Genomic DNA, 23,731 nt, shown 5'->3' on the forward strand with positions numbered 1-23,731 from the left:
CTTAAAATATTATTTTTTAACCCATACCCATTTGAGAATAAAAACTACTCATTTGAGAATTCATCTGATTCATCGCAGATTCTAACCTTGCAAATTGAGCATAATATTTATTTTCAACCTCAATCATTCTTCTATTAAGTTGATCAGTACTTACTGTCTTTCTATAAATTTGGTCAGGAATAGTATTTTGGCTTGCCCCACCTGTAATACTGAAATCATACTGCTTATTCGCATATATATTTAGAGTACCTTTTAACGTAGCTTTTCCATCTTTACCTATTCCAGGGTCTCCCGCATATGTTTCCACAATCTTATTTATTCTTGTAAATAATCCATCTTCATAATAAGTATCTGTACCTATATACTTATCGTCAAGGTTTTCTGTAGAGGATTTTCCAATAAAGAACTTAGTAAATTCTTCTACATTATTAGAGATTGCTTCTTTTAATTTAGTTTCATCTTTAATTAATATTTTTCCTAATTGAGTCATATCTGATGAAGTATCAAGCCACAATGCACCTTCACCGTATATACCCATATGATATTCATTTTTACTATCAGATGCTTTATCAGAATATACAGGTGCAAATAAAGTACCTCTTAAGTCAGTCATTAATTTTCCCAAGTAAGAATCATTTTTTAAGATACCTTGTTTAGCTTTTATTTCCCAAGTCTTTATGTCCTCTTCTGACATTGATTCTTTTTGTTCAGTACTTAAAGGTTTATAGTCATACTGTTTTTTCTCTGAAAGTTTACTTTGAATCTTTTCCATAAGATTGTTATAATCATCAATAAAACTTTTTATGTTATCAAATACTTTATCTGTATCATTCTTTTCAACTGTAATTGTTGTATCTCCAGTACCAGCTGTTTTAAGATTATACGTGACACCATTTGCAGTGAATTTATTACTTTCTTGGTTAGTTATAATCTCGCTTCTTCCATCAGGATATGTAATTGAAAACTCAGCGTTTTGACCACTATCCAAAGAAGCAACTCCTTCTGCAAATCCCAAAGAACTCACTAAATCACCTGCATCATTATCTGTTAATGTAACTGATAAATTCTTTGTTGAACCTGAAGCATTAGTTTTAAAAACAAACTTCTTTGTGAGTTCATCGAAAGTAGCAGTAGCATCAGCTGATATATTTGTATCATTATTAAGTGTATCTAAAACATTTTGAATAGTTGTATCTGCATCAACCGCTATATCAACTGTATTACCGTTAATATCGAAAGTAACAGTTTTCCCTTCAAGACTTCCATTAATATCCTTTAATTTAGTTGCTGTACCACTAGTAGCTGTTATTGCTGCTCCATCAACCACAGCTGCCTCTGCCAATTTTGTTACATTTAATTTATATGTTCCTTCTATAGCAGTAGCTCCTGCTGTAAATCCTATAGCATTTTCATTACTATTTGTCACTTTAACAGAACTAAATTTACTTTCAGATAAAATATACTTATCTGAGATTGGATCAAAATAATCCTGTATATCTTTAATATCTGTTATAATATCTCGATACATCTCTTGTTTCCATTGCATAATTTGTTTTTCTTGATTTACTTTATCAATTTTCAGCTGATAATTAGCAGTCATTGCTTTTACCATAGCATCCGTATCCATACCAGTTGCCATACCAGTAATTCTCATCATATTACTTCCTGCACTTCCTACACTTGACATCTTAACACCACCTTTTAATTCTGAAAAAATTATAAACTACTTAGCTACTTTTGAAATTTTTGATGCTTCATACCAAGTATCTCTTACTTCCTGAATGAGAGGAATAACTTCATTCATTATTTCAATACTTTTTTTTATATTAGCTTGTCCTAGTCTATCCACTATAAATTGATAAATACTCATCAACTTAGAACCCCACTCTCCAGCTGCTGAAACATCAAGTGTTGCTATTAATTCAAAGAAAATATTTTGCGTTTTAATTATATTGTTATGCGCCTTTTGAATCTGATTGTCAATCATACCTTGTCTTGCAATTTCTGCAAATTTCACTGCTCCGTCAACTAACATTAATAACAATTGCTCCTTAGAAGCATAATTCACACTATTTGTTTTATACGCATTAGCTGCATTTTTATATCCAAATGTCATTATCATCACTACCTTTTCTTATTGAGATATTTTCCACTTAAATTGTCATCTTCTTTTGTAGCATTTATTATTATTGTTTTTTTTTCTTTATAAGCATCTACTACAATTTTTTTACGATGATTAGATATTTTTTTATGATAAGCAGGTTTTTCTTTACCCTTATAATCAATATTACCTTTTTCCGATCTCCTAATACTATTAACTCTTTCATCTTTTGTAATATCAATTATTTTCTGTATAAGTTCAAGATCAACTTTATTGAGTTTATGCTCCATAAGGACATCTCCTAAGCTTTTTTATCAATAACAATCCCTTCAGCCATTTTTACCATAGTTGCAATCATATCAAGAATCTTTTTAGGTGGAACTTCAACAATTACATCTCCAGTATCCTCATCTATTATCTTCATCATTAAGTCACTTTTAAAGAACTCATGATTTTCCACTTCAATCCTACTGTTTCTTTTTTTTAAAAGTTTATTAATAATTTCAATAGCCTCTTTAATTTTTTCTTCCTTATCAGCACCTTCAAATTGATCATTTAATAAAAGAACATCATTTCTCTTATTATTAGTCTCATTCTCAACATTATCCTTATTTACTACCGTTGAGCTTACAACTTCATTTTCAATTTTATTGTCATTTTCTTGTATTTTTATTTTAACACTTTCATTGTTTTTTAAATTGTTAAATTTCAAATTAGTTGTTGAATTTATTTTCATTCCAGTTCCCCCTATATTACTTTTTTACATTTTTTAATGCATCCAATGAGTTTAAATCTCCAATTATAGCTTTATAATTTTCATCCTTAACTTCTTCTAAGAGTTCTGTTCTTAGTATTAAAGTTTCCCTTGGTGCATCTATGGCAATCTTCACTGAATTTTCATTTATTTCAACAATCTTTACTGTTATATCATCACCTATTTGAAGTCCTTCGTTTTTTTTTCTTTTAATTACAAGCACTCCACTTCCTCCTTAAAAATCAGGTGTTTTACAAGATACTCATCATTATTACTAATAATTTGTTCACCAAGATTATTTTTAATATTCACTACTATTGGCGCTCTTAAATTTGATGTAATTTTTTTATAATCCGAATGTAATGTAACTATTGTATAAAGCATTACATCTGTTGGCTTAATAATATTTAGATTTTTAAGCACTTCATTACTGAGATTTATTTGATATTTTTCATCACAATTAAATGGAGAAACGATAACAAAAGCAATATCTGCTCTATCAAGAGAATGCATTATTTTAAATATTGGATTACCTTCAATATCTTTAATAATAAACCTTTTTAAATTTTCAAATCCAGGCAACCCTTTTTTAAAAGTTACAATTTCTGTATCTGAATATTGAATTTTTCCGTGAACCTTTGAGATTAACTCCATATCATCACCAGTCCTATCTTAAATAATCTATGAGACTTGGCTGGATTACCTTAGCACTCGTCTGAAGAGATGCTAAATACACAGTCTGCATAGTTGCATATTCCATTGTTTTCTCAGCAATATCGATATCTTCCGTCTTTGAAAGAATTTCTTTTATATTAAAATTTTCTTCTTCATTTCTTACTTTTGCGCTCTCCATTCTATTCTGCATTGCTCCAACTCTAGATCTTAGTTTAGTTAAATTCTCAAGAATATTTTTAACATCTGTTAGGTCATCACTTAATAATTTATCTAGTGCATCAGGATCTGTTGCACCAGAACCATCACTAGCTTTCCCATCAAGATGATTTGCCAAGGATTTCATAATATTAATTACATTTTTATCTTCACCATTTAAGTTCTTAAACTCTAGTATTTCCACTGCATTAACATTATATCCAATAGTTACTCCTGAAGATATTTCTATATTAAGTTTTGAGTCTATCATTTTCTTTTCTTGATCAGTTGCATTTATATTTATATCAGAATAATACTTTAAATCTGTGTTCCCATCACTATTTAAGATTGCATCTGTAGGTTTTACAGTTCCTCTAGTTCCTCCAAATATAAACTTACCATCGAAACTAGTATTTAATATTTGTGAGAATTCCGATACTCTCTCGTTAATTTCATCTTTTATAGCTTTTCTCTCATTATCACTATATCCACCATTACCTGCTGAAATCATTAACTCATGAATTCTTTGGAATACATTATTAGCTTGCCCAAGAGCAGTATCTGTTGTATCCAGCCAATTTATAGCATCTTTTACATTCTCGTTATATTGTTTGTTTGTATCAATATCAGAATACAATTGCATTGATCTTGCAACTTTAAAAGGATCATCTGAAGGTCTTTTAAATTCTTTACCAGTTGTTAACTGTGTCTGAATACGCTGCATATTCTTAAGATTATAGTTAAGATCTCTTAAGAAGTTATTTGACATCATTTTATTTGTAACTCTCATTTTATCACCAACCTACTATAGGATATTATCTATCTTTTTAATCCATTAATAACTACATCTAGTAATTCATCAACTGTAGATACAATCTTAGCATTTGCTGAATAGGCATGCTGATATTGTATTAAACTTGCCATTTCTTCATCTAATGAAACTCCCGAAACAGATTCTCTAGCTTGCTGGAACCCCCCAATTAGTGAAGATTGATTCAATCCAATTCTTTTAGCTTCTTGCGTCTGTATTCCAAGTTCATTGATTACATCTTTAAAATAATTATCTGTAGTTGTACCAGACTTATTATTTTTTATTGTTTTAACTCCAACAGCGTTAACTTCTAAAGTTCCACCTGTTAGGTTACTAATAAACTCTGCTCTTGTGGTACTTTCCTTCATTCCACCTATTTTCATAAATGCATTACGAAGTTGAGCTATTGTAAGAGCTCTGTTACCATCAGTAGTTCCATTTTCAACATTATTTTCAGTTTGATCGTACAGATCATCATTTGTTTTTGTTTTTATCTTCATTACATCATTCATAATTTCTTGGTTTATTGTGATATTACCAGCTGTTATTTCATTTTCACTTGTAATAACCTCACCAAGGTTTGTCAATAATCCACCACTATAAATTGCTTTATCCTTATTTACGAAGAATGGTAAGAAATCCATATGCTTACCATTGGAATCTCCCTTTAATTTATTATCCCCATCTATATAGTTTGCTAAAGCCTCAAGATTCGCAGCATCTGGAATATCAGTAACACCACTATGAATACTATTAACTGCCATTGCCAATCCTTTAGCTAACTTATCCATCTGTGCCATATACTTATCTACATCTTTTTGAACAGACTGCAGTCCATTTAGTTTCCCTTTTGATGGTTCAAATAATCCTAGTTCACTTCTGAATTTATCTTTGGTAATTGTTATTCCTGCACCACCATTAATTTCAGCATAGGATTTTCCTTTTTCATTAGCCCAGAGAATTCTTGTTTCTGATATTTCTCTAATAATCTCTTCTTTTTGCTCTTTATTCATTCCTCCAGCAAAAGTAATATCCACTGTATCACCAGAATCATTTGAGTTTCCTGCTCTATATGTGTCCAATTTTAATCCTGTTATTGTTCCATTAGCTGGATCTTTAACTACAGTTACTCCACTTATATAAGCAAATCTTGAAACTGACATATTTGGATCTTTTCTTACTAAAAGCTTTTCAGCTCCACCAGGTATAGTCGCTGAGTCTTGAGCTGTAATGTCTTGTCCATAAAAACTTTGCTTTTTAATATCCATATTCATTAATGTACTTAACTCATCTAAAAGTTGATCTCTTCTGTCCATTAAATCATTTGGTTCCTGCTCAGAAACTTTTACACTAATAATTTGTTGATTCAAGTCATCTATTTGTGCAAGAACATTGTTAACTTTGAAAACACTTTCCTTAATTTGAAGGTTGGTATTTTCTTTTAATTTGTTCAATTGCTCATAATTGTGATTAAGTTCATCAGCAAGTGCTTTTGACTGCTGTGCAACTACCGTTCTAGCATTTGAACTCTGTGGTTGTTTTGATAATTGATGCCATGAGTCATAGAATTTCCCTAATAGTCCCGAAATTCCTGTATCAGATGGTTCGTTATATATATTTTCGATTTCCCCTAATAATGCTTCTCTAGCCTCATACTTACCTTGAGTACTAAACTCACCTCTAATTTGGAAATCTATAAATTCATTTCTTATTCTTTTAACTGTATCCACTTGAACACCTGTACCAAGCTGACCTGGGCCAATGTAAGAGTTCATTGATGGTGCTTGATATGGAGAAGTTGTTTGCAGTTGTGCTCTCTGTCTCGAATATCCTTCAGTGTTAGCATTTGCAACATTGTGATTAGTAATACTAATTGAATATTGTTGAGCAGACATTCCTCTTTTTGCTATATTAAAAATCGATAATAAACCTGACATTATATCACCTCTTCACTTTACCATAGGAATTATATACATTTGTTCTTTTACTATTAGGTTTTAAAGCATTAAGAAGTTGGTTTGTAAAACTTAACTTCTGTTTTAAAATCAAATCATTAGTTTCCTTTTGCATTGTTAAAACCTCAAGTAATCTTCTAATTTCCTTATATAACTCGCTTATTTGAGAGTCCTGAAGTTTGTCTACAACAACCTTCATGCTAGTTTCACCCAACATTCCTCTTCTTTCCATCTCAATTTCTGCGACAATCTTTGATGCATTTTGTATCTTTTTAACACACTCTTCCATGTCTAGCAAGGAGTCACTTGCTATAAATCTATGTTGTTCTTCTAGTAAATTAAGCAAATTCTCCAATGCAGTATGTTCTTTTTGCATTATTTCAAGTATCTTATCTCTCATTACTTCCTCCTTACTATATTTCCTCTCCTTTTATATGCCCAATTATCTTTTTAGCAATCTTATTGCTATCAATTTTATATGTTCCATTATCTACTTTTTCTTTTATCTCATTAACCAGTTTTTCTCTATCTTCTCTGTTTAGTGAGTCAATTTTACTTAACTTTCTACCAATATCAGAAATCTGAACTTTATCTTTTTCTCTTCTCATTTGCGTATTAGTATTTTTATTAATATTCTTGTTATAGTATTTATTAACATAGTTTGCTCTTATTCCATTAATTTTCATATCCACACCCCAGATATTAATTTCATTTTTATTTTCTAATCTTATTATCGTCATTTATTCAATAAAGTTTATAAGTATAATTAGTTTTTCTAATACTATTATTTCATAGGAAAAAAATAATAAACTCATAAGAGAATAATTCTCTTATGAGCCTATTGATAAAATATTACTATTTTAATTTTAAATTTGTTTTTACCTAACGACCTAGACTTTTTATTCTATCCTCATTACTTATGATACTAGTAATTCTAACACCAAAGTTTTCATCAACAACAACTACTTCTCCATATGCAACTTTCTTACCATTAATAAGAATTTCCACAGGTTCTTCCGTTAACTTATCCAACTCAATCAAGGAACCAGTTCCTAATTCTAAAACATCTTTTATGTTTAACTTAGCTCTACCAAGAACAACAGAAACTTCAAGGGGTACATCTAATATTAAATCAATATTTTGCGGCTGCGAAGCCATTCCCCCATCATTTAACTGCTGGAATGTTGCAGATTGAACATTCACTGGTTGAACTGGATACGGTGGTTGACCAGGATAAGGTGGTTGACCCGGATAAGGTGGTTGCACCTGATACGAGTTATCATACATATTGTAATTCCCTGGCATCCCCATATTGTTTTGAGGATACTGCTGTTGATAAACAGGTTCTTGATACTGAACACCATGAGGATTATTGTTAATAGGCTGTACTTGCGGCTCATTATTCATAGGAACAGAAGAAACATTTTCTTCAATTCCTTTTGCCTGTACATCAGTCTCTGGCTCACTAGCATCATCAGTCCCCATCATAATAGCTATTATTTTTCTTGCTGTTTTTATTGGAAGAATCTGCATTATATTACTATCCACAAGTTCCCCTATAGCTAGTTTGAAAGATACCTTTACCACTGGTTCATCATCTGAAAGATCACTGGATAATTCTGATGAATCATCACAAACCTTTGATAATGGAGGTGAAATATTAACCTCTCTAGCAAACATCGTAGCCATAGATGTAGCTGCAGAACCAATCATCTGGTTCATAGCTTCAGAAACGGCACTTATTTCAATTTCTGATAATTCAGTAGTCTCTCCTACAATACCATCTCCACCCATCATAAGATTAGAAACTACTGCTGCATCAGATACCTTCATTAACAATAAGTTATTTCCTACAATACCGCTGGTATATTTTACATCAAGGGCAATATTTGGGGTTTCAAAATCAGCCTTGATTCTACCTAAAGTTGTGGTAGCAACGATTGGAGTAGTAATATTTACTTTCTGACCAATAATTTGTGATAATGCAGTTGATGCAGATCCCATTGAGATATTTCCAACCTCACCTAAAACATCCTTTTCAAGATCGGTTAACATTTCTTCAACCCCATCGTCTATAGAGGTAGTACTATCTTCGTTAGTTTCACTATCTCCGCCTAAAAGAGCATCTATTTCTTCCTGTGACAGAAACCCATTATTCATTTTCTTCCACATCCTTATCTATAATATCTAGTACTTGAATCCCTCTGCTCTTTCCTATTATACCTGGCTTACCGTAAAAATATGTTTTATCCATGATTTTCACCTTAACAGGTTCAGTTGATTTTTTATTAAGGGTCAGAACATCTCCAGTTTTTAAGCTTAAGAAATCTTGAACGTTAATGGATGAATCTCCTAACACTCCAGTAAGCTCCACATTAACAGTATTCAATCTTTCCTTTATCTTCGTTTTAGATTCAAGTTTATCTGCTTCATCTCTACCTCTAAACCAATACTGCACATCTAATTTATCCAATATTTTCTCAACACTCAAGAAAGGAATACATAAATTAATAAATGTATGATTTTTCCCAAGGTCAACTGAAAAAGTTATTAATGCAACAGATTCATTAGGTGCAAGTGTTTGGTTTAATGCTGGATTCGTTTCTACTCCTACAACTTCTGACTCCACTTCCAAAACATCTTCCCAAGCTAATTTCATATTAGCAATGAGCCCTTCATTCATTCTTGTAATAATATTCTTTTCAATATCAGTGAGTTCCTTGCTCTTAAACTTCTTATCACCAGTTCCACCTAAAAGAATATCCAATACTTGGTATACGTAGTCTGGATTAGTTTCAAATAGAAGATTTCCTTCTAAAGGAAATAATCTAAAAATCGTCAACACGGTTGGGTTAGGAATATTCCTAATAAACTCTTCATAAGTAAATTGTTGCATTGTTTCAATTTTAATTTTAACACTTTTCCTAATTTGAGCCGAAAGGTATGTTGAAATGATTCTTGAGTAATTCTCATATATCAATTCCAATGTTCTTAAATGCTCCTTAGAAAACTTGTTTGGATTATTAAAATCGTAAAGTTTAACTTTCTTTTCTTCTTCCGCCGGTGTAACATTCTCTGCTTCGATTTCACCGGAAGACAATGCGGATAGCAACGAATCTATTTCGTTCTGAGATAAAACTTCTGACATACTATTACCTCATTCCTTAATTTATTAATCTACCAACGTCTATTAAAGTAACTATCCTATCATTAAAATTAAGCACACCTTTGATATATTTTTTGTCTCTATTATCTTCTATATTTTCAATAATAGATTCATCTATATCTAAAACTTCTTCTACAGTATCCACTGCAATACCAACAGCTTCATCACCAATTTTAATAATGATAGTACTGTCATGCTCTTCTTTTTTTCCTTTAACATCCAAAAGTAAATTTAAATCTAAAAGAGAAATAACATTACCTCTTAGATTAATCAAACCTTTAATATACTTAGGAGCTTTAGGTACACGAGTTACTTCCATCATATCTGTAATGTTCTGTACTACCTCAGTTTTTACGGCAAATTGTTCTTCACCTAAGTTAAAAATGATAACTTGCACAAAATCACTCCTTATCCAATGACTTTTTTAATAGCTTCTAGTACCCTGTCTGCTTGGAAAGGTTTTACTATGAAGTCTTTTGCTCCTGCTCTAATAGCATCCATAACCATAGTTTGTTGTCCCATTGCAGAACACATTATAATTTTAGCATTTGGTTCAAAAGCTTTAATATTTTTCACAGCTTCAATCCCATCCATATCAGGCATTGTTATGTCCATAGTAACTACATCTGGTTTTTCCTGTTTATAAAGCTCAACTGCTTGAACTCCATTTGCAGCTTGTCCAACAACCTCATATCCATTTTTTTCTAAAATATCCTTAATCATCATTCTCATAAACGCAGCGTCGTCAACTATTAATACTCTAGCCATTTTTCATTACCTCCATTATTTTACTCCTAGTGAACTAAGTATTTTTTCTAATGATCCCGGCATAGGGATATAGTAAAAATAACCTTGAATCTCTGTATCATTCTGAATAAATGCAGTCTCAATATCTAATACACAATCATCAAATTGTTCTGATTCAATAAAAGTTGTAGATAATATCGCACCAAGCATATCAAAAGTAACAGCTGGCACTGACGGCATTAAAAGCAAATTAGTAAATTTACTAATTGAATTCATATATGAACCAGAAATAATATTTCCAATTTCACAAAGAACCGAAGCTCCCATTTCTGAAATTTCTTCTTCTTCTTTTTGTGTTAATTGCTTAATAATATCCATTCCAGTTTCTCTGGTGAAAATAAACAAAATATTTCCTGGAGCATCCCCTAGCACTCTAACTATAACACCAAGTACTACTTCCTCTCCACCTATTCTTGAAAAAATCTCATCAAAGGAAACTATATTAACATTAGGAACTGTCATATCTATTTTACTTCCCAGCAACTGCGAAAGTGCTGTTGCAGCATTTCCTGCCCCTATGTTACCAACTTCTCTAAGTGCATCAAGTTGCATATTTGAAAGTTTACTATAGTCCATTTAAACCCTCCTTAGATTAATGCTGCTACATCTAAGATTAATGTAACTAATCCATCTCCTAAAATTGTAGCACCTATATACTCTTTAAGATTTTGTAACGTTTTTCCTAAAGGCTTTATAACTATTTCTTGTTGACCTAATAATCCATTAACCAATAAACCAACACTTTTTTCACCAACTTTTACAATTACAATATAATCCTTGCTCTCTTTATTATGTTCAATATCAAGAACTTCATTAACTCTTATTAATGGAATTACATTTTCATTAAAAACCATAACTTCCTTGTTATTAGTTCTCTTAATCATATTTGGCTCATAATCAAGCACTCTGTCTATATATCCTAAAGATATAGCCATAGTTTCATCACCAATTTTAACAAGTAGAGCTTGAATAATTTGTAGAGTAAGAGGTAATCTTATTATAAAAGTTGTACCTTTTCCAAGTTCACTAATAACATCAACTGTTCCTCCAAGAGAGGCAATTTTTGTCTTAACAACATCCATTCCTACTCCTCTTCCTGAAACATCCGTTACTTCTTCACTTGTACTAAAGCCTTGTGCAAATATAAGATTCTTAATATCACTCTCTGACATATTTTCAGTATTTATACCCTTTTCTTCTGCTTTCATCCTAATCTTTTCAACATCAAGACCTGCTCCATCATCTTCAACCTTTATAACAGCTTTTGTCCCTTCTGGGTAAGCACTTAGTTTAATATGACCTTTTTTACTTTTACCATTTGCAACTCTTTCTTGTTGACTCTCAATTCCATGATCAGCTGCATTTCTTAGAAGATGTAAAAGAGGATCTCCAATTTCGTCTATTACTGTTCTATCAAGTTCAGTATCAGCACCATCAATTGAAAACTCAATATCTTTATCCAACTCCACAGATAAATCTCTTATCATTCTTGGGAATCTATTGAAAACAACTTCAAGTGGTAACATTCTGATTTTCATAACAAGGTCTTGTAAGTCCGATGTAGTTCTAGCAATCTGTTCAAGAGTTTCATTTAAATCATTTAATTTGTGATTACTTGAAATCTGTTCAAGTCTTGTTCTATGAATTACTAATTCAGAAACCATTGTCAGGAAATTATCCAACCTTTCAAGGTCAACCCTTACAGATTGATGTACCTTTTTCTTCACAACAGCCTTCTCATCATCCTTAGATTTTTTCTCTGTCGCTTTTTTCTTCTGAGTTGTTTCTACTGGTTGAACGTTATTTCTTGTGGTTTCATCAACATTTTTCTCTTCTTTTATCTCAATTTCCTTATTTATTATATCATGTTTTATACTATTCTTTTCAAGATTTATTTTTTTAATTTCAATATTATTAATCTCAGAAATAGCTAATATTGTTTTTTCGATCATCTCAGGCTCAGATTTAGAAAGATAAACCAATTGAATTTCAAACTCAAAGTTTTCATTTTCTATCTCTTCTGCATTAGGATCTGATTTAATTATTTCACCATATTCTTCTAAAGCTTTAAAAACCAAGAAAGCTCTAGCTGATTTTAAAAGTGTATTACTATCTAAAGTAATCTTTAAGTAATATGATGAATATTCTTTCGTTAAGGCTTGTTTCATAACACTCAAATCATATTCATTTAAATCTAGTAAATCATTATAATCTACTAGCTCATTAGAATCTTCTTTCTCTAATGTAACAGCAACTTCTTTTTCAGTATTAGATTCACTCTGAATAGTAGCTACTTCCTTTAAAGAATCCATTAATTCTTGGATATCAGTATCTGCTTCCACACCTTCTGATATATTATTAACCATAATTTCTAATGTATCTAAGCATTTGAAGAGTACTGTAACCATCTTTTGCGTTACTTTTAACTCCCCTTCTCTAAACTTTGTAAGTACATCTTCCATTTTATGTGTTAGTTCTGATATCTTAACATAACCCATTGTAGCAGACATACCTTTTAATGTATGTGCAACTCTGAAAATCTCATTTACTTTATCAATATCATCAGGATTCTGCTCTAACTCTAAAATTGAATCATTTAATATCTGTAAATTTTCAATTGATTCCTCTAAAAACATTGATAGGTATTGGGATGTATCCATACAGTTTCCTCCTTTATAACTTTTTATAAATAAATGTAGATGCTTTTTCAAATCCAAAATCTCTATAATTATAAATACTTTCAGTGGCACCTACAAAGAGTAGTCCCCCACTTTTAAGAGATTGTGAAAATTTATGATAGATTTTATCTTTAATTTCTTGTTTAAAATATATAACAACATTTCTACATACTATTACATCAAAGTCTTTTTCATAAGAATCTAATATAAGATCATGTTTTTTAAATGTTACCATACTTTTAATTGAAGGATTTATGACATATTTTGAATCTTCTTTTGTAAAGTACTTAGTCAGCAAATTCCCATCAATATTTTTAATTTCATTTTCAGTAAAAACCCCTGTTCTAGCTTTATTCAATATAGTAGTATCAATATCAGTTGCTAGAATTCTATGTCCTCTACCTGCATTATTACTACTTAGTATCATTGCTATCGAATAAGGTTCTGCCCCTATGGAACATGCTGCACTCCATATTTTCAGTTTTTGTTTACTTCTAGCTTCTTTCAATAAAATATTTTTAAATTCATCAAAAATATCAGGATTTCTGAAAAACTCAGTAACATTTATTGTGACAAAGTCTAGAAATTTTTGTCTCTGTTCATTGTCAGTTTTTAAAAGCTTTATGTAATCCTCAACTGTTTTTACACCAATTCTTGACATAAGACTTAATAACCTTCTATGCAATTGAGTCTCTTTATATGCTGTCAAATCAATTTTCAATTCGTCTTTAACCCATTTCTTGAAATATTCTAGATTCATAATGTCTACCGCCTTGTCATAGATACTATTTTATCAGCAATTTTATCTAATGGTAATACTTCATCAACCTTTCCCGTTTCATAAGCAGCTTTTGGCATTCCATATATAGTGCATGTCTCCTGCGCTTCAGAAATTGTATAACCACCTGCATCTTTAATTTTCACTGTACCTTGAGCACCATCTTTTCCCATACCAGTTAATACAACACTTAATATTTTACCCTTATATTCATCCACAACAGAGTCAAAAAGTTTATCAACAGCAGGTCTAACACCCCACATAGTCGGCTCTTTATTTAACCTTATAAACCCATCAACAACAACCATATGACTTCCACCTTGCGCTATATATACTGTATCTTTTTCAATTGGACATCCGTCATATCCCTCAACAACTTTCATCTTACAATTAGCATTTAATCTTTCAGCAAACGCCTTTGTAAACCCAACTGGCATATGTTGAACCACAAAAATTGGTACACCTAATCTAAAAGGCAATTCAGTTAATACATTATATAACGCTTTAGGACCTCCAGTTGATGCACCTATCGCAACTGCCCTAATATCTTTTTTTATTCCAGAACTTTTACTTAAAAATCTACTTTCAACTTTTCTTGTTTCGACTTTTCTTGCTACTGACCTATTTCTTTCATAACTAATATTTACTTTATTTTTTGTTGCTGCTCTAATTTGCTCCACTAAGCGTTCTTTAACTTTATTGATATCTAAAGATATAGAACCTGATGGTTTTTCTATAAAGTCAAATGCTCCTCCATGAAGACAATCGATAGTTAACTTTTTTGCTCTCTCTGAAACACTACTTAACACAATAACAGGAATATTAATTCTTCTCTTATCCATCTCTTTAAGAGCTTCAATTCCATTCATTTTTGGCATTTCTATATCTAATGTAATCAAATCCGGTTTGACTGTTTCAAGCTTTTTAAACAACTCTTCACCATTTCTTACTTTATCAATAACCTCAAGATCCGGTTCCTCGTTGATCATATCACTAATAATTTTTCTCATTAAAGCAGAATCATCAACAACAAGTATTTTTCTTTTTTCCATTAAAATCACTCCATTAAATTACCTTAGTTCCTTCACCTACTGTTTTTATTGACACACTGCCATCCTCAGCATCTAATATCATTGTTCTGCCTCTATTTCCTCTTAATTCTTCAGAAATTATATCTATGCCCAACTCATTTAATTGTTTTTTTACTGCTACACAGTTTCTTTCACCAATATCCATAACCATTTTTTTGTCGCTGAAATTAAACATGGAGGCACCACCTGCAACCTTTGCAACAATATTTCTCTTGAAAGCACCTAATTTCAACATTTCATTATATAGTTCTTTTATAGCGAGATCTGCAAACTTGTATTTGTTTGTTGTATTTGAGAACTGAGTACTGTCAGGAAGCATTATATGTGCTAACCCTCCAATTTTTCTCTTCCCATCGTAAAGAGCTATACCCACACATGAGCCTAAACCTACAGTTATTATAGTATTTGGAGATTTTGTTATTTTACAATCACCAATTCCTACTCTTAATTGTACAGAATCCATACTACCCTTCTATAACTCTCTTTTCATCATCTGTAAGTATTGATCCTAAATTCAAGAAAATAATAATCTTGTCCTCAAACTTAATCAACCCTTTCATGTATCTCTTAGAAATACCTTTCATTATTTCAGGCGGCTCTTCGATATTTTCCATTTTCACATCTCTTACTTCACTGACAACATCAACAAGTATACCTAATTTGCTATTACCCTCTTTTGCAACTATAATTTTTGAATCATTAATATCTCTTGTATTATCCTCTACAAGAGAAAATCTCTTAGAAAGCTTTAAAATTGGCAAGATACTACCTTCATAATTTCTTACACCCTCAATAAATGGAGGTGAGTCTGGTAGAGGAGTAGGAACTTCATATCCTAGGATTCTCTCTACTTCCATTATATCAGCTGCATAATATTCATTGTTAATACAGAATATCAGAATCTTTACTTCTTCATTCATTTTGATTCCTCCCATTACTCTTTAATTTTCTCCACAACAATTTCTCCATTTTCATCCATATAAGCATGTACATCTCTACATTCCTCTTCAATTACATATTCAATCTTTCCTATAATTAATTTAGTATTAGGAAATGCTTTTTGGATGTAAATATGACCTTCTTTCTCTACTTGTATAGTAGTCCTAACTCTACCACCACTACCAACAATACTGCATTTTATTTCTTTTCTCGCTTGTAGAGTTCCACCTCTAGCAACCGAATTTTCAACAAAATATATATTTCCATCAGCGAAAATGTCGGATATATACTCACCTTTACCAGTAATATATACATCTCCATAACTTACAATTTTAGAATCCTGGATATAGTTTAACTTAATGTTTGATTGTGCTAACTCTTCACTATAAAATCTACCTTGTTCATTTTTTAATAAAGTTAATACCTTGCCCAATTCTTCTATATTATTTATGTTTATAGGCCCTAAACCTGTAAGTTTATTCTTTAGAATACTCACAATTACTTTTACCCTATCATCTTTTGATGCCACTAGAGCTTCATACTCCTCAATGTCTTTCTCAAGCTTTTTAAATCTTTTCTCAATGAGTATCTTAACAACTTCACCAAGTTTAACATTACTTCCCAACATTTTACTCTTAAACACTTGATCAGCCATGTTTTTTAGTTCAGTAATTGTTGAAATTAGACTATTAATAGAATTAAGTATTTTTTTATTAAAGAACTCATCTTTACCTGATGAAATACTTGAAGTAACTACATTTCCGTCAATTGTTATATCCTCTTTTGATACTATTTCTGCTCCTGAAGCACCACTGTGAATACAAACTGATTTTCCACTATGCACTTTCATTCCATCTAAGACATCACCAAAAACTTCTATATTACCATCAAATTTCACATCACCTGTAGAAAGATCAACACTTCCATTTATCACATAGACAGGTTCTATTGAAAAAGTATATCCCTTTTTCACTGGCTTACCAGTTTCAGTTGCAATAATTTTATTATCAAAAAAGGCACATCCCTTGCCTGCATTAATATTAATTTTCTTACCTTCATTAGCTGTAATCTTATTACCATAGACATCTTTTCCATTGATAGCAGTTAATCCTTTTATTAATTCACATAGTATCTCTCCGCTTTTAATAGTTTGAATATGACCAATAGATTTATAATCTACATTTCCTTTATTATCTTTCACAGGAACTTTATTTTCATTATATTTTAATATCAATCGATCATCAGTACCATTTTGCGGAACACATCCTTGAGCAACAATTAACTTTTCAACTTTATTTTTTTCGGATATCATTTTTATATTATCCTTTAGCAGTCCATAAGTTATTTTAAACTTAGCAAGGATATCAACAATTTCCTCTACGGTGTACCCTGGTGGATAAACCTCTTCCTTCTTTGAAGACCCCACTATTAGATCTGTCATTTCTATAGAATCTTTTATTTCATAAACCCGCTTAGGTATAATTTCCAAATTAATGTATGCTTCTGTTTTATCATCACTTATAGAGACGTTTATTTCTCTTTTTCCTTCAACCTCTTCTCCTATCCATGTAATATCATCCTCATTGGATACCGGCGTTTTTTTATCAATTTTTTCTCCATTCAGTTTGAGGATAATTTCTTTAGTAGGCGTTATAGTTGCTTTTCTTCCCCCAGCTTTAGGATTAATGACTTCAATTTTACCACCACTAATAATTATTTTCCCGTCAATATCTTCAAGCATTGGTTTCTTTACAGATATTTTAAAAGATTTCTTAAATAAACTTTTCTTTTCTTCAATTATTTCATACTTTAAATCCTTAAAATCAATCTTCAAATCATCAGATGCTTTTTTTAGACACTCTTCAACAGAACTACCGGTAAAAATGCTCATTTCATCCATCTCTTCACCCCCATAAATATTATACCATAATCAATATAACATATACTAAGTTATCGTTTGTTTTTGACAATTCTTTATAATTTCATAAAGGTTTTTGTTGATTTTTAGTATAATTAACTTTTCCACTACTTTAGTTGCCTTATATCTTCTTCACATTCCAACTCATAGTACCTCATCAAATCATTTATCATACAATTATTAGCAGATTCAAAAGATAAATCCCCAATTTTCTTTATTGGTAAAACCTTTGGTGAGGTACCACTAATAAACGCCCCATCCATTTCTTTCAGCTCATCAACTTTGATAATCCTCTCTTCGAATCCATATCCTTTTCGTTTAATAATTTCAATTATTTTCATTCTTGTAATACCTTCAAGGACTTTTTCTCCCTTTGGAGTAATAAAGCTTTCACCTTTAACAAAGAAAATATTTGATTTACTACCTTCTGTAATTTCCTCATCTTTATTAACTAAAATGGCTTCAAAGGCATTATTATCTTTTAATATTTTTTTTATTAATTCTTTATACTCTAAATTTAGCACTTTTGCATTAGGATCATCTCTTTCAATGTGAACACAAACAGTACTTACTCCTTCATTATAAAGTTGTTTCTCTGGATAATAGTGTTCAATGAAATAAATATAGGATTTTACTTCATCATTATTAATTTCTAGCAAAATTTGTACATTACCATTTAAAATATTATTTTTTTTACATAAAGAATTAATAGAAAGTTGGATTTTTTCAATTAATTCTTCCTTTTTTAAACTCACATGAGAATACTTCAATCCAGTAGATTTTAACAACCTTATAATATGTTCACTTAAAAACAGCGGTTTCCCATCTATTACACGTATTACTTCATATATTAAGTACTCAGAATCCACAACAATAGTTTCAGTTTCACTTATTTTTTCTTCACCATTTACAATATAATATGAACCTTTAATGTTAATTGTATTCTTCATGATTACCTCCATCTTAATATTTCAATAGACTTATGTCCCTTCTTAAAGTTAATTAGTCTTGGATTTCCCACAAGATTCATCAAAGGAAGATCTGATAAAGAATCGGAAAACATATATGAATTTTCAAAATCAATTTCTTTACCCTCAGCTTTTAATACTTCGTTTAGTCTTTTTACCTTTTCTTCACCTTTGCAGTTAAATCCATCGATAATATTACAATATTTCAAGCCATTTTCTCCACGTTTCATTTTAGTACCTATTATCATATCTACCTCTTTAATATTATATAATTCATTAAGGTAGAACTCTGGTGATGCTGAAATTAAATATATTAAGAATCCTTGTTTTTTAAGTTCTTTTATCATATCAATAGCATCTTTATATAAAATCTTGCTTAATCTCTTCTCATAAAACTCCTTAACTATTTCCTTCATATCATCTTCATGAATATTATTAATAAACCCTAAAAATTTTTCTTTTGATTGATGAGCAGTTAATCTTTTAGTTAAATACGAAAGCCCCGAAAAAACATTTTTAGGAAGGTGTTTTATCAACCCAGGATTCTTCTTGACCATAAATGAGTAAAATTGAATTAATGTTTCTTTTCTAGTTAATGTGAAATCCACATCGAATATAGCTAATTTTTCCATATTTATCTCCTTTTAAAATAATTAAAAGCTGGCAACAAGCACCAGCTATTAACATCTTAGATTTCTCTTTCTTCTAAAATTCTTTCATAAAAATTTGAAGCTTCCTCAAATTCTTCATCAGATGGAACAACTAGTTCTCCAACTTCTTCATCGCCTTCAACTTTGAAAATATAGTAATTTTCATCATCAGGTGAAACTAATACTGCATATTCCTTACCCTTTAATTCAAATCCTTCTATAATTTCGCATTTTATTATTTCTCCATTTTCATCTTGAAGATCTACAAACATTGGCTCATGCCCACATCCACACTCTTCATTATGGTTATGTCCACATCCACACTCGTGATCATGCTCATGATTACATCCACAGTTCTTATCAGTCATAATAAAAAAACCTCCTTAGCCTTTTATAATTACATTTTACTCTCTTTCATCAAATTTTTAAAGAAAAAATTTCATTTTAAAGAAATAATTTATCTTTTTTTCTACCCTTTATTAATTTTTTACATAAAATAGGTTTATTATACATGAAAACATAAGAAAAAAATAGAAGAATAAAGATCAAATTCTACAAAAAGAAAACCAAACCCTAGGGTTTGGTTTTCAATATATTTAAGATTATTGATTAGCTAACTTCTTGTAGTTTTCAAGTCTTTCTTTAGCATCAACTTCAACTTTATCAAATAATTGTTGAGCGATTTCTGGCTTAACTTTTTCAAGAGCTGCGAATCTTACTTCACCTTTAATAAACTCTTGGAAATCACCAGTTGGCTCTTTAGAATCTAATGTAAATGGATTCTTTCCTTCTTCTTTAACAGTTGGGTTGTATCTGTAAAGTGCCCAGTATCCGCACTCTACTGCTTTTTTCATCTCGTCTTGAGTTTTACCCATACCTTTTTTGATTCCATGGTTGATACATGGAGCGTAAGCAATAACTAATGATGGTCCATCATAGTTTTCAGCCTCTGTGATAGCTTTGATTGTTTGGTTCTTATCTGCACCCATAGAAATTTGAGATACATATACATAACCATAGCTCATCGCCATCATACCAAGATCTTTCTTCTTAGTTCTCTTACCACCAGCAGCAAATTTAGCTATAGCAGCAGTTGGAGTAGCTTTTGAAGATTGACCTCCAGTGTTAGAGTAAACCTCAGTATCCATTACAAGAATGTTAATATCATCACCTGAAGCAAGAACGTGGTCAACTCCACCGTAACCGATGTCATAAGCCCATCCGTCTCCACCAAATATCCAAACAGATTTCTTAACTAAGTATTCTTTCTTCTCTAAGATTTCTTCTGCGATTGGGTTAGATTTTTCTGCTTCTAATAATGGTAATAATCTATCTCTGATTTCTTTACCTTTTTCACCATCTTTAAAGTTTTCTTTCCACTCAGCTAATGTAGATTTTAACTCTTCGCTTAAATCACTGTTTTGAGCTTCATCAGCTAATATTAATAATCTATCTCTCATTTGAGCAACAGCTAAGTACATACCGTATCCATACTCTGCATTATCTTCGAATAAAGAGTTAGCCCAAGCTGGTCCATGTCCTTTATCGTTAGTAGTGTATGGAGTTGCAGGAGCACTTCCACCCCAGATTGAAGAACATCCAGTAGCATTAGCTATGATCATTCTATCTCCGAATAATTGAGTTATAAGTTTAGCATATGGAGTTTCTCCACATCCAGCACAAGCACCAGAGAACTCAAATAATGGCTTCTCAAATTGGCTTCCTTTAAGAGTAGTTTTCTTCATAGGATTTTGCTTCTCAGGTAGTTTAACTAAGTACTCAAATCTTTCTTGTTCTACTTCTTGAGTTGCAAGTGGTTCCATAGCTAGAGCCTTCTTAGGAGCTGGACAAATATCAACACAGTTTCCACATCCAGTACAGTCTAGAGGTGATACACCCATAGAGTACTTTAATCCTTCAAATGCTTTACCTTTAGTGTCAAGAACTTTCATTCCTTCTGGAGCATTCTTAACTTCTTCATCATTTAATAAGAATGGACGGATTACAGCGTGCGGACATACGTATGAACATTGGTTACATTGAATACAGTTTTCTGATAACCATTCTGGTACGTTTACACCGATACCTCTCTTCTCATAAGCAGATGTTCCTTGTGGGAAAGTACCATCAGCTTTCTCAGCAAATGCACTAACAGGAAGAATATCTCCTTCTTGAGCATTCATAACGTCAGCGATTTCAACCATGAAATCCCATCTATCTTCATCAACTTGTGCTTCTTCAACAGTTATGTTTTTCCAAGCTTCTGGAACATTAACCTCAACGATTGACTCAATTCCTCTGTCAATAGCATCATGGTTCATCTTAACAATCTTCTCACCTTTTTTACCGTAAGAAGCTACAACTGCCTCTTTAAGATACTTAACAGCGTCTTCCATAGGAATAATATCTGCTAACTTAAAGAATGCTGATTGCATTATCATGTTAATTCTTCCACCAAGACCAATCTCTTGAGCTATTTTAACAGCGTTTAGAGTGTAGAACTTGATTCCATGCTCTGCAATGTATTTTTTCATTTTAGCTGGTAACTTTTCTTCTAACTCTTCTGCATTCCAAAGAGTGTTAAGTAAGAATATACCATTATCTTTAATGCTTCTTAAAACATTATATTTATCAACATACGCTTGGTTGTGACAAGCAACGTAGTCAGCTTTATTAATTAAGTATGTAGATTTGATTTTCTCTTTACCAAATCTTAAGTGTGATATTGTAATACCACCAGACTTCTTAGAGTCATATGAGAAATAACCTTGAGCGTACATATCAGTTTTATCACCGATAATTTTGATTGCACTCTTGTTAGCTCCAACAGTACCATCTGATCCAAGTCCCCAGAATTGACAAGCTTTAGTGCTTTGAGCAGCTATATCAATTGTTTCACCAACTGGAATTGAAGTATTAGTTAAATCATCGTTAATACCTACAGTGAATCCAGTCTTAAGAGAATCAGAATTCAAGTAATCATATACAGCAACGATTTGTGCTGGAGTTGTATCTTTAGATCCAAGACCGAATCTACCACCAACGATAACTGGTCTGTTTTCTTCGTTATAGTAAGCATCTCTAATATCTAAGTATAGAGGCTCTCCTGTTGAACCTGGCTCTTTAGTTCTGTCTAATACAGCAATTTTCTTAACTGTTTTAGGCATTTGTCCTAAGAAGTGCTTAATAGAGAAAGGTCTGTATAAGTGAACTGATAATAAACCAACCTTTTCACCTTTTCCTACTAAGTAATCTACAGTTTCTTCAACAGTTTCACAAACTGATCCCATTGCAATGATTACTTTCTCAGCATCTTCTGCTCCATAGTAGTTGAATAATTTGTAGTCAGTACCAATCATAGCATTAACTTTATTCATAGTTTCTTCTACTATTTCAGGTAATCTATCATAGTAAGGGTTACAAGCTTCTCTAGCTTGGAAGTAGATATCAGGATTCTGTGCAGTACCTCTAGTAACAGGGTGCTCAGGATTTAAAGAATTCTTTCTGAATGCTTTAATGTCATCCATACAATCTGAAGCTAATTCAGCTAATTGATCATAATCCCATACTTCAATTTTTTGTAATTCGTGTGATGTTCTGAATCCATCGAAGAAGTGTAAGAATGGAACTTTTCCTTTTATAGCACCGATATGAGCAACAGCAGCTAAGTCCATAGCTTGTTGTACACTGTTAGATGCTAATAAAGCAAATCCTGTTTGTCTTGCAGCCATAACATCTTGGTGATCACCAAAGATTGATAAAGCTTGAGCAGCAAGTGCTCTTGCACTAACATGGAATACACCTGGTAATAATTCTCCAGACATTTTATACATGTTAGGAACCATAAGTAATAATCCTTGAGAAGCTGTGAAAGTAGTAGTTAAAGCTCCTCCTTGTAATGATCCATGTACTGCACCAGCAGCACCAGCTTCTGATTGCATCTCTACAACTTTAACTTCTTGGCCAAAGATGTTCTTTCTTCCTTGAGATGCCCACTCATCAGCTTTTTCTCCCATTGGAGAAGATGGAGTGATTGGGAATATAGCCGCAACGTCAGTATAAGCATAAGCAACGTGAGATGCAGCAGTATTACCATCCATAGTTTTCATTATTCTATTCATCGCAAACCCTTCTTTCTTTGTTTTTTTAAAGGATAAATTTTTAACAAAGTAACAAAATACCATTCTTCAATGATAAATTATAGCAAAAATTTCGCATAAATGGAACAAGCAGAGGAAAAAAAAT

25 protein-coding genes are annotated in these 23,731 nt (G+C 31.5%); all 25 read right to left on the reverse strand.

Annotation, left to right across the window (positions count from 1 at the left end; translation table 11 throughout):
* Positions 1 to 16: 16 nt before the first annotated feature.
* Positions 17 to 1,687 carry a flagellar filament capping protein FliD gene (gene fliD, locus OW730_RS17445; RefSeq protein WP_271225329.1) on the reverse strand — a complete coding sequence of 557 codons (1,671 nt, stop codon included), beginning with the start codon at positions 1,685 to 1,687 and terminating at the stop codon, positions 17 to 19.
* A 36-nt stretch (positions 1,688 to 1,723) separates the two neighbouring features.
* Positions 1,724 to 2,116 (reverse strand): flagellar export chaperone FliS, encoded by a 393-nt coding sequence (gene fliS / locus OW730_RS17450; RefSeq protein ID WP_271225330.1) that lies wholly within the window; start codon positions 2,114 to 2,116, stop codon positions 1,724 to 1,726.
* A gap of 8 nt (positions 2,117 to 2,124) precedes the next feature.
* Positions 2,125 to 2,391 carry a hypothetical protein gene (locus tag OW730_RS17455; protein WP_271225331.1) on the reverse strand — a complete coding sequence of 89 codons (267 nt, stop codon included), beginning with the start codon at positions 2,389 to 2,391 and terminating at the stop codon, positions 2,125 to 2,127.
* An 11-nt stretch (positions 2,392 to 2,402) separates the two neighbouring features.
* The gene (locus tag OW730_RS17460; protein ID WP_271225332.1) at positions 2,403 to 2,837 is read right to left on the reverse strand and encodes a flagellar protein FlaG; all 435 of its coding nucleotides are present in this window, start codon (positions 2,835 to 2,837) and stop codon (positions 2,403 to 2,405) included.
* A gap of 16 nt (positions 2,838 to 2,853) precedes the next feature.
* A complete protein-coding gene (gene csrA, locus OW730_RS17465; protein ID WP_271225333.1) occupies positions 2,854 to 3,078 on the reverse strand; it encodes a carbon storage regulator CsrA in 225 nt (74 codons plus the stop codon).
* Complete coding sequence (gene fliW / locus OW730_RS17470) at positions 3,069 to 3,509, reverse strand: flagellar assembly protein FliW (RefSeq protein WP_271225334.1); 441 nt, start codon at positions 3,507 to 3,509, stop codon at positions 3,069 to 3,071. The genes csrA and fliW overlap by 10 nt, the downstream gene beginning before the upstream one ends.
* A gap of 13 nt (positions 3,510 to 3,522) precedes the next feature.
* A complete protein-coding gene (gene flgL / locus OW730_RS17475) occupies positions 3,523 to 4,515 on the reverse strand; it encodes a flagellar hook-associated protein FlgL (RefSeq protein WP_271225335.1) in 993 nt (330 codons plus the stop codon).
* A gap of 29 nt (positions 4,516 to 4,544) precedes the next feature.
* The gene (gene flgK / locus OW730_RS17480; protein ID WP_271225336.1) at positions 4,545 to 6,473 is read right to left on the reverse strand and encodes a flagellar hook-associated protein FlgK; all 1,929 of its coding nucleotides are present in this window, start codon (positions 6,471 to 6,473) and stop codon (positions 4,545 to 4,547) included.
* Positions 6,474 to 6,477: 4 nt separating this feature from the next.
* A complete protein-coding gene (flgN, locus tag OW730_RS17485; RefSeq protein ID WP_271225337.1) occupies positions 6,478 to 6,891 on the reverse strand; it encodes a flagellar export chaperone FlgN in 414 nt (137 codons plus the stop codon).
* A 13-nt stretch (positions 6,892 to 6,904) separates the two neighbouring features.
* A complete protein-coding gene (gene flgM / locus OW730_RS17490; protein WP_271225338.1) occupies positions 6,905 to 7,177 on the reverse strand; it encodes a flagellar biosynthesis anti-sigma factor FlgM in 273 nt (90 codons plus the stop codon).
* 196 nt (positions 7,178 to 7,373) lie between these two features.
* Positions 7,374 to 8,651, reverse strand: coding sequence for a flagellar motor switch phosphatase FliY (gene fliY / locus OW730_RS17495; RefSeq protein WP_271225339.1), 1,278 nt, complete (start codon positions 8,649 to 8,651; stop codon positions 7,374 to 7,376).
* Positions 8,644 to 9,639: a flagellar motor switch protein FliM gene (gene fliM, locus OW730_RS17500; RefSeq protein ID WP_271225340.1), complete on the reverse strand. Its 996-nt coding sequence runs from the start codon at positions 9,637 to 9,639 to the stop codon at positions 8,644 to 8,646. Before fliM ends, fliY begins: the two co-directional genes overlap by 8 nt.
* Before the next feature lie 16 nt (positions 9,640 to 9,655).
* Complete coding sequence (locus OW730_RS17505; RefSeq protein WP_271225341.1) at positions 9,656 to 10,054, reverse strand: chemotaxis protein CheW; 399 nt, start codon at positions 10,052 to 10,054, stop codon at positions 9,656 to 9,658.
* 11 nt (positions 10,055 to 10,065) lie between these two features.
* Positions 10,066 to 10,425: a response regulator gene (locus tag OW730_RS17510; protein ID WP_271225342.1), complete on the reverse strand. Its 360-nt coding sequence runs from the start codon at positions 10,423 to 10,425 to the stop codon at positions 10,066 to 10,068.
* A gap of 15 nt (positions 10,426 to 10,440) precedes the next feature.
* On the reverse strand, positions 10,441 to 11,040 hold the full coding sequence (locus OW730_RS17515; RefSeq protein ID WP_271225343.1) for a chemotaxis protein CheC: 600 nt from the start codon (positions 11,038 to 11,040) through the stop codon (positions 10,441 to 10,443).
* A gap of 11 nt (positions 11,041 to 11,051) precedes the next feature.
* The gene (locus tag OW730_RS17520) at positions 11,052 to 13,124 is read right to left on the reverse strand and encodes a chemotaxis protein CheA (RefSeq protein WP_271225344.1); all 2,073 of its coding nucleotides are present in this window, start codon (positions 13,122 to 13,124) and stop codon (positions 11,052 to 11,054) included.
* A 13-nt stretch (positions 13,125 to 13,137) separates the two neighbouring features.
* Positions 13,138 to 13,902, reverse strand: coding sequence for a CheR family methyltransferase (locus tag OW730_RS17525; RefSeq protein WP_271225345.1), 765 nt, complete (start codon positions 13,900 to 13,902; stop codon positions 13,138 to 13,140).
* A gap of 5 nt (positions 13,903 to 13,907) precedes the next feature.
* Entirely contained in the window at positions 13,908 to 14,972 is a 1,065-nt protein-coding gene (locus OW730_RS17530) for a protein-glutamate methylesterase/protein-glutamine glutaminase (protein WP_271225346.1), read from the reverse strand.
* A gap of 13 nt (positions 14,973 to 14,985) precedes the next feature.
* Complete coding sequence (locus OW730_RS17535) at positions 14,986 to 15,474, reverse strand: chemotaxis protein CheD (protein WP_271225347.1); 489 nt, start codon at positions 15,472 to 15,474, stop codon at positions 14,986 to 14,988.
* Between the two features lies 1 nt (position 15,475).
* Entirely contained in the window at positions 15,476 to 15,931 is a 456-nt protein-coding gene (locus OW730_RS17540) for a chemotaxis protein CheW (RefSeq protein WP_271225348.1), read from the reverse strand.
* A gap of 14 nt (positions 15,932 to 15,945) precedes the next feature.
* Positions 15,946 to 17,850 carry a DUF342 domain-containing protein gene (locus OW730_RS17545; protein WP_271225349.1) on the reverse strand — a complete coding sequence of 635 codons (1,905 nt, stop codon included), beginning with the start codon at positions 17,848 to 17,850 and terminating at the stop codon, positions 15,946 to 15,948.
* A 125-nt stretch (positions 17,851 to 17,975) separates the two neighbouring features.
* Positions 17,976 to 18,818: an aminotransferase class IV gene (locus OW730_RS17550; RefSeq protein ID WP_271225350.1), complete on the reverse strand. Its 843-nt coding sequence runs from the start codon at positions 18,816 to 18,818 to the stop codon at positions 17,976 to 17,978.
* A 2-nt stretch (positions 18,819 to 18,820) separates the two neighbouring features.
* Complete coding sequence (locus OW730_RS17555) at positions 18,821 to 19,468, reverse strand: HAD-IB family hydrolase (RefSeq protein WP_271225351.1); 648 nt, start codon at positions 19,466 to 19,468, stop codon at positions 18,821 to 18,823.
* A gap of 56 nt (positions 19,469 to 19,524) precedes the next feature.
* The gene (locus tag OW730_RS17560) at positions 19,525 to 19,854 is read right to left on the reverse strand and encodes a DUF1292 domain-containing protein (RefSeq protein ID WP_271225352.1); all 330 of its coding nucleotides are present in this window, start codon (positions 19,852 to 19,854) and stop codon (positions 19,525 to 19,527) included.
* Between the two features lie 234 nt (positions 19,855 to 20,088).
* Positions 20,089 to 23,607 (reverse strand): pyruvate:ferredoxin (flavodoxin) oxidoreductase, encoded by a 3,519-nt coding sequence (gene nifJ / locus OW730_RS17565; RefSeq protein WP_271225353.1) that lies wholly within the window; start codon positions 23,605 to 23,607, stop codon positions 20,089 to 20,091.
* Positions 23,608 to 23,731 lie beyond the last annotated feature (124 nt).

Source organism: Oceanirhabdus sp. W0125-5, from assembly GCF_027938815.1.
GTDB lineage: Bacteria > Bacillota > Clostridia > Clostridiales > Clostridiaceae > Oceanirhabdus.

Excerpts from the sequence above, each read along its gene's own strand:
- OW730_RS17525 (WP_271225345.1), bottom strand. The coding sequence starts at position 13,902 with ATGAATCTAGAATATTTCAAGAAATGGGTTAAAGACGAATTGAAAATT.
- OW730_RS17555 (WP_271225351.1), bottom strand. The coding sequence starts at position 19,468 with ATGGAAAAATTAGCTATATTCGATGTGGATTTCACATTAACTAGAAAA.
- OW730_RS17455 (WP_271225331.1), bottom strand. The coding sequence starts at position 2,391 with ATGGAGCATAAACTCAATAAAGTTGATCTTGAACTTATACAGAAAATA.
- OW730_RS17545 (WP_271225349.1), bottom strand. The coding sequence starts at position 17,850 with ATGGATGAAATGAGCATTTTTACCGGTAGTTCTGTTGAAGAGTGTCTA.
- flgK (WP_271225336.1), bottom strand. The coding sequence starts at position 6,473 with ATGTCAGGTTTATTATCGATTTTTAATATAGCAAAAAGAGGAATGTCT.
- OW730_RS17530 (WP_271225346.1), bottom strand. The coding sequence starts at position 14,972 with ATGGAAAAAAGAAAAATACTTGTTGTTGATGATTCTGCTTTAATGAGA.
- OW730_RS17560 (WP_271225352.1), bottom strand. The coding sequence starts at position 19,854 with ATGACTGATAAGAACTGTGGATGTAATCATGAGCATGATCACGAGTGT.
- OW730_RS17460 (WP_271225332.1), bottom strand. The coding sequence starts at position 2,837 with ATGAAAATAAATTCAACAACTAATTTGAAATTTAACAATTTAAAAAAC.
- flgL (WP_271225335.1), bottom strand. The coding sequence starts at position 4,515 with ATGAGAGTTACAAATAAAATGATGTCAAATAACTTCTTAAGAGATCTT.
- OW730_RS17515 (WP_271225343.1), bottom strand. The coding sequence starts at position 11,040 with ATGGACTATAGTAAACTTTCAAATATGCAACTTGATGCACTTAGAGAA.
- fliY (WP_271225339.1), bottom strand. The coding sequence starts at position 8,651 with ATGAATAATGGGTTTCTGTCACAGGAAGAAATAGATGCTCTTTTAGGC.
- flgM (WP_271225338.1), bottom strand. The coding sequence starts at position 7,177 with ATGAAAATTAATGGAATAAGAGCAAACTATGTTAATAAATACTATAAC.
- fliS (WP_271225330.1), bottom strand. The coding sequence starts at position 2,116 with ATGACATTTGGATATAAAAATGCAGCTAATGCGTATAAAACAAATAGT.
- fliD (WP_271225329.1), bottom strand. The coding sequence starts at position 1,687 with ATGTCAAGTGTAGGAAGTGCAGGAAGTAATATGATGAGAATTACTGGT.
- OW730_RS17535 (WP_271225347.1), bottom strand. The coding sequence starts at position 15,474 with ATGGATTCTGTACAATTAAGAGTAGGAATTGGTGATTGTAAAATAACA.
- fliW (WP_271225334.1), bottom strand. The coding sequence starts at position 3,509 with ATGGAGTTAATCTCAAAGGTTCACGGAAAAATTCAATATTCAGATACA.
- fliM (WP_271225340.1), bottom strand. The coding sequence starts at position 9,639 with ATGTCAGAAGTTTTATCTCAGAACGAAATAGATTCGTTGCTATCCGCA.
- OW730_RS17520 (WP_271225344.1), bottom strand. The coding sequence starts at position 13,124 with ATGGATACATCCCAATACCTATCAATGTTTTTAGAGGAATCAATTGAA.
- OW730_RS17550 (WP_271225350.1), bottom strand. The coding sequence starts at position 18,818 with ATGAAGAATACAATTAACATTAAAGGTTCATATTATATTGTAAATGGT.
- nifJ (WP_271225353.1), bottom strand. The coding sequence starts at position 23,607 with ATGAATAGAATAATGAAAACTATGGATGGTAATACTGCTGCATCTCAC.
- flgN (WP_271225337.1), bottom strand. The coding sequence starts at position 6,891 with ATGAGAGATAAGATACTTGAAATAATGCAAAAAGAACATACTGCATTG.
- OW730_RS17510 (WP_271225342.1), bottom strand. The coding sequence starts at position 10,425 with ATGGCTAGAGTATTAATAGTTGACGACGCTGCGTTTATGAGAATGATG.
- OW730_RS17540 (WP_271225348.1), bottom strand. The coding sequence starts at position 15,931 with ATGAATGAAGAAGTAAAGATTCTGATATTCTGTATTAACAATGAATAT.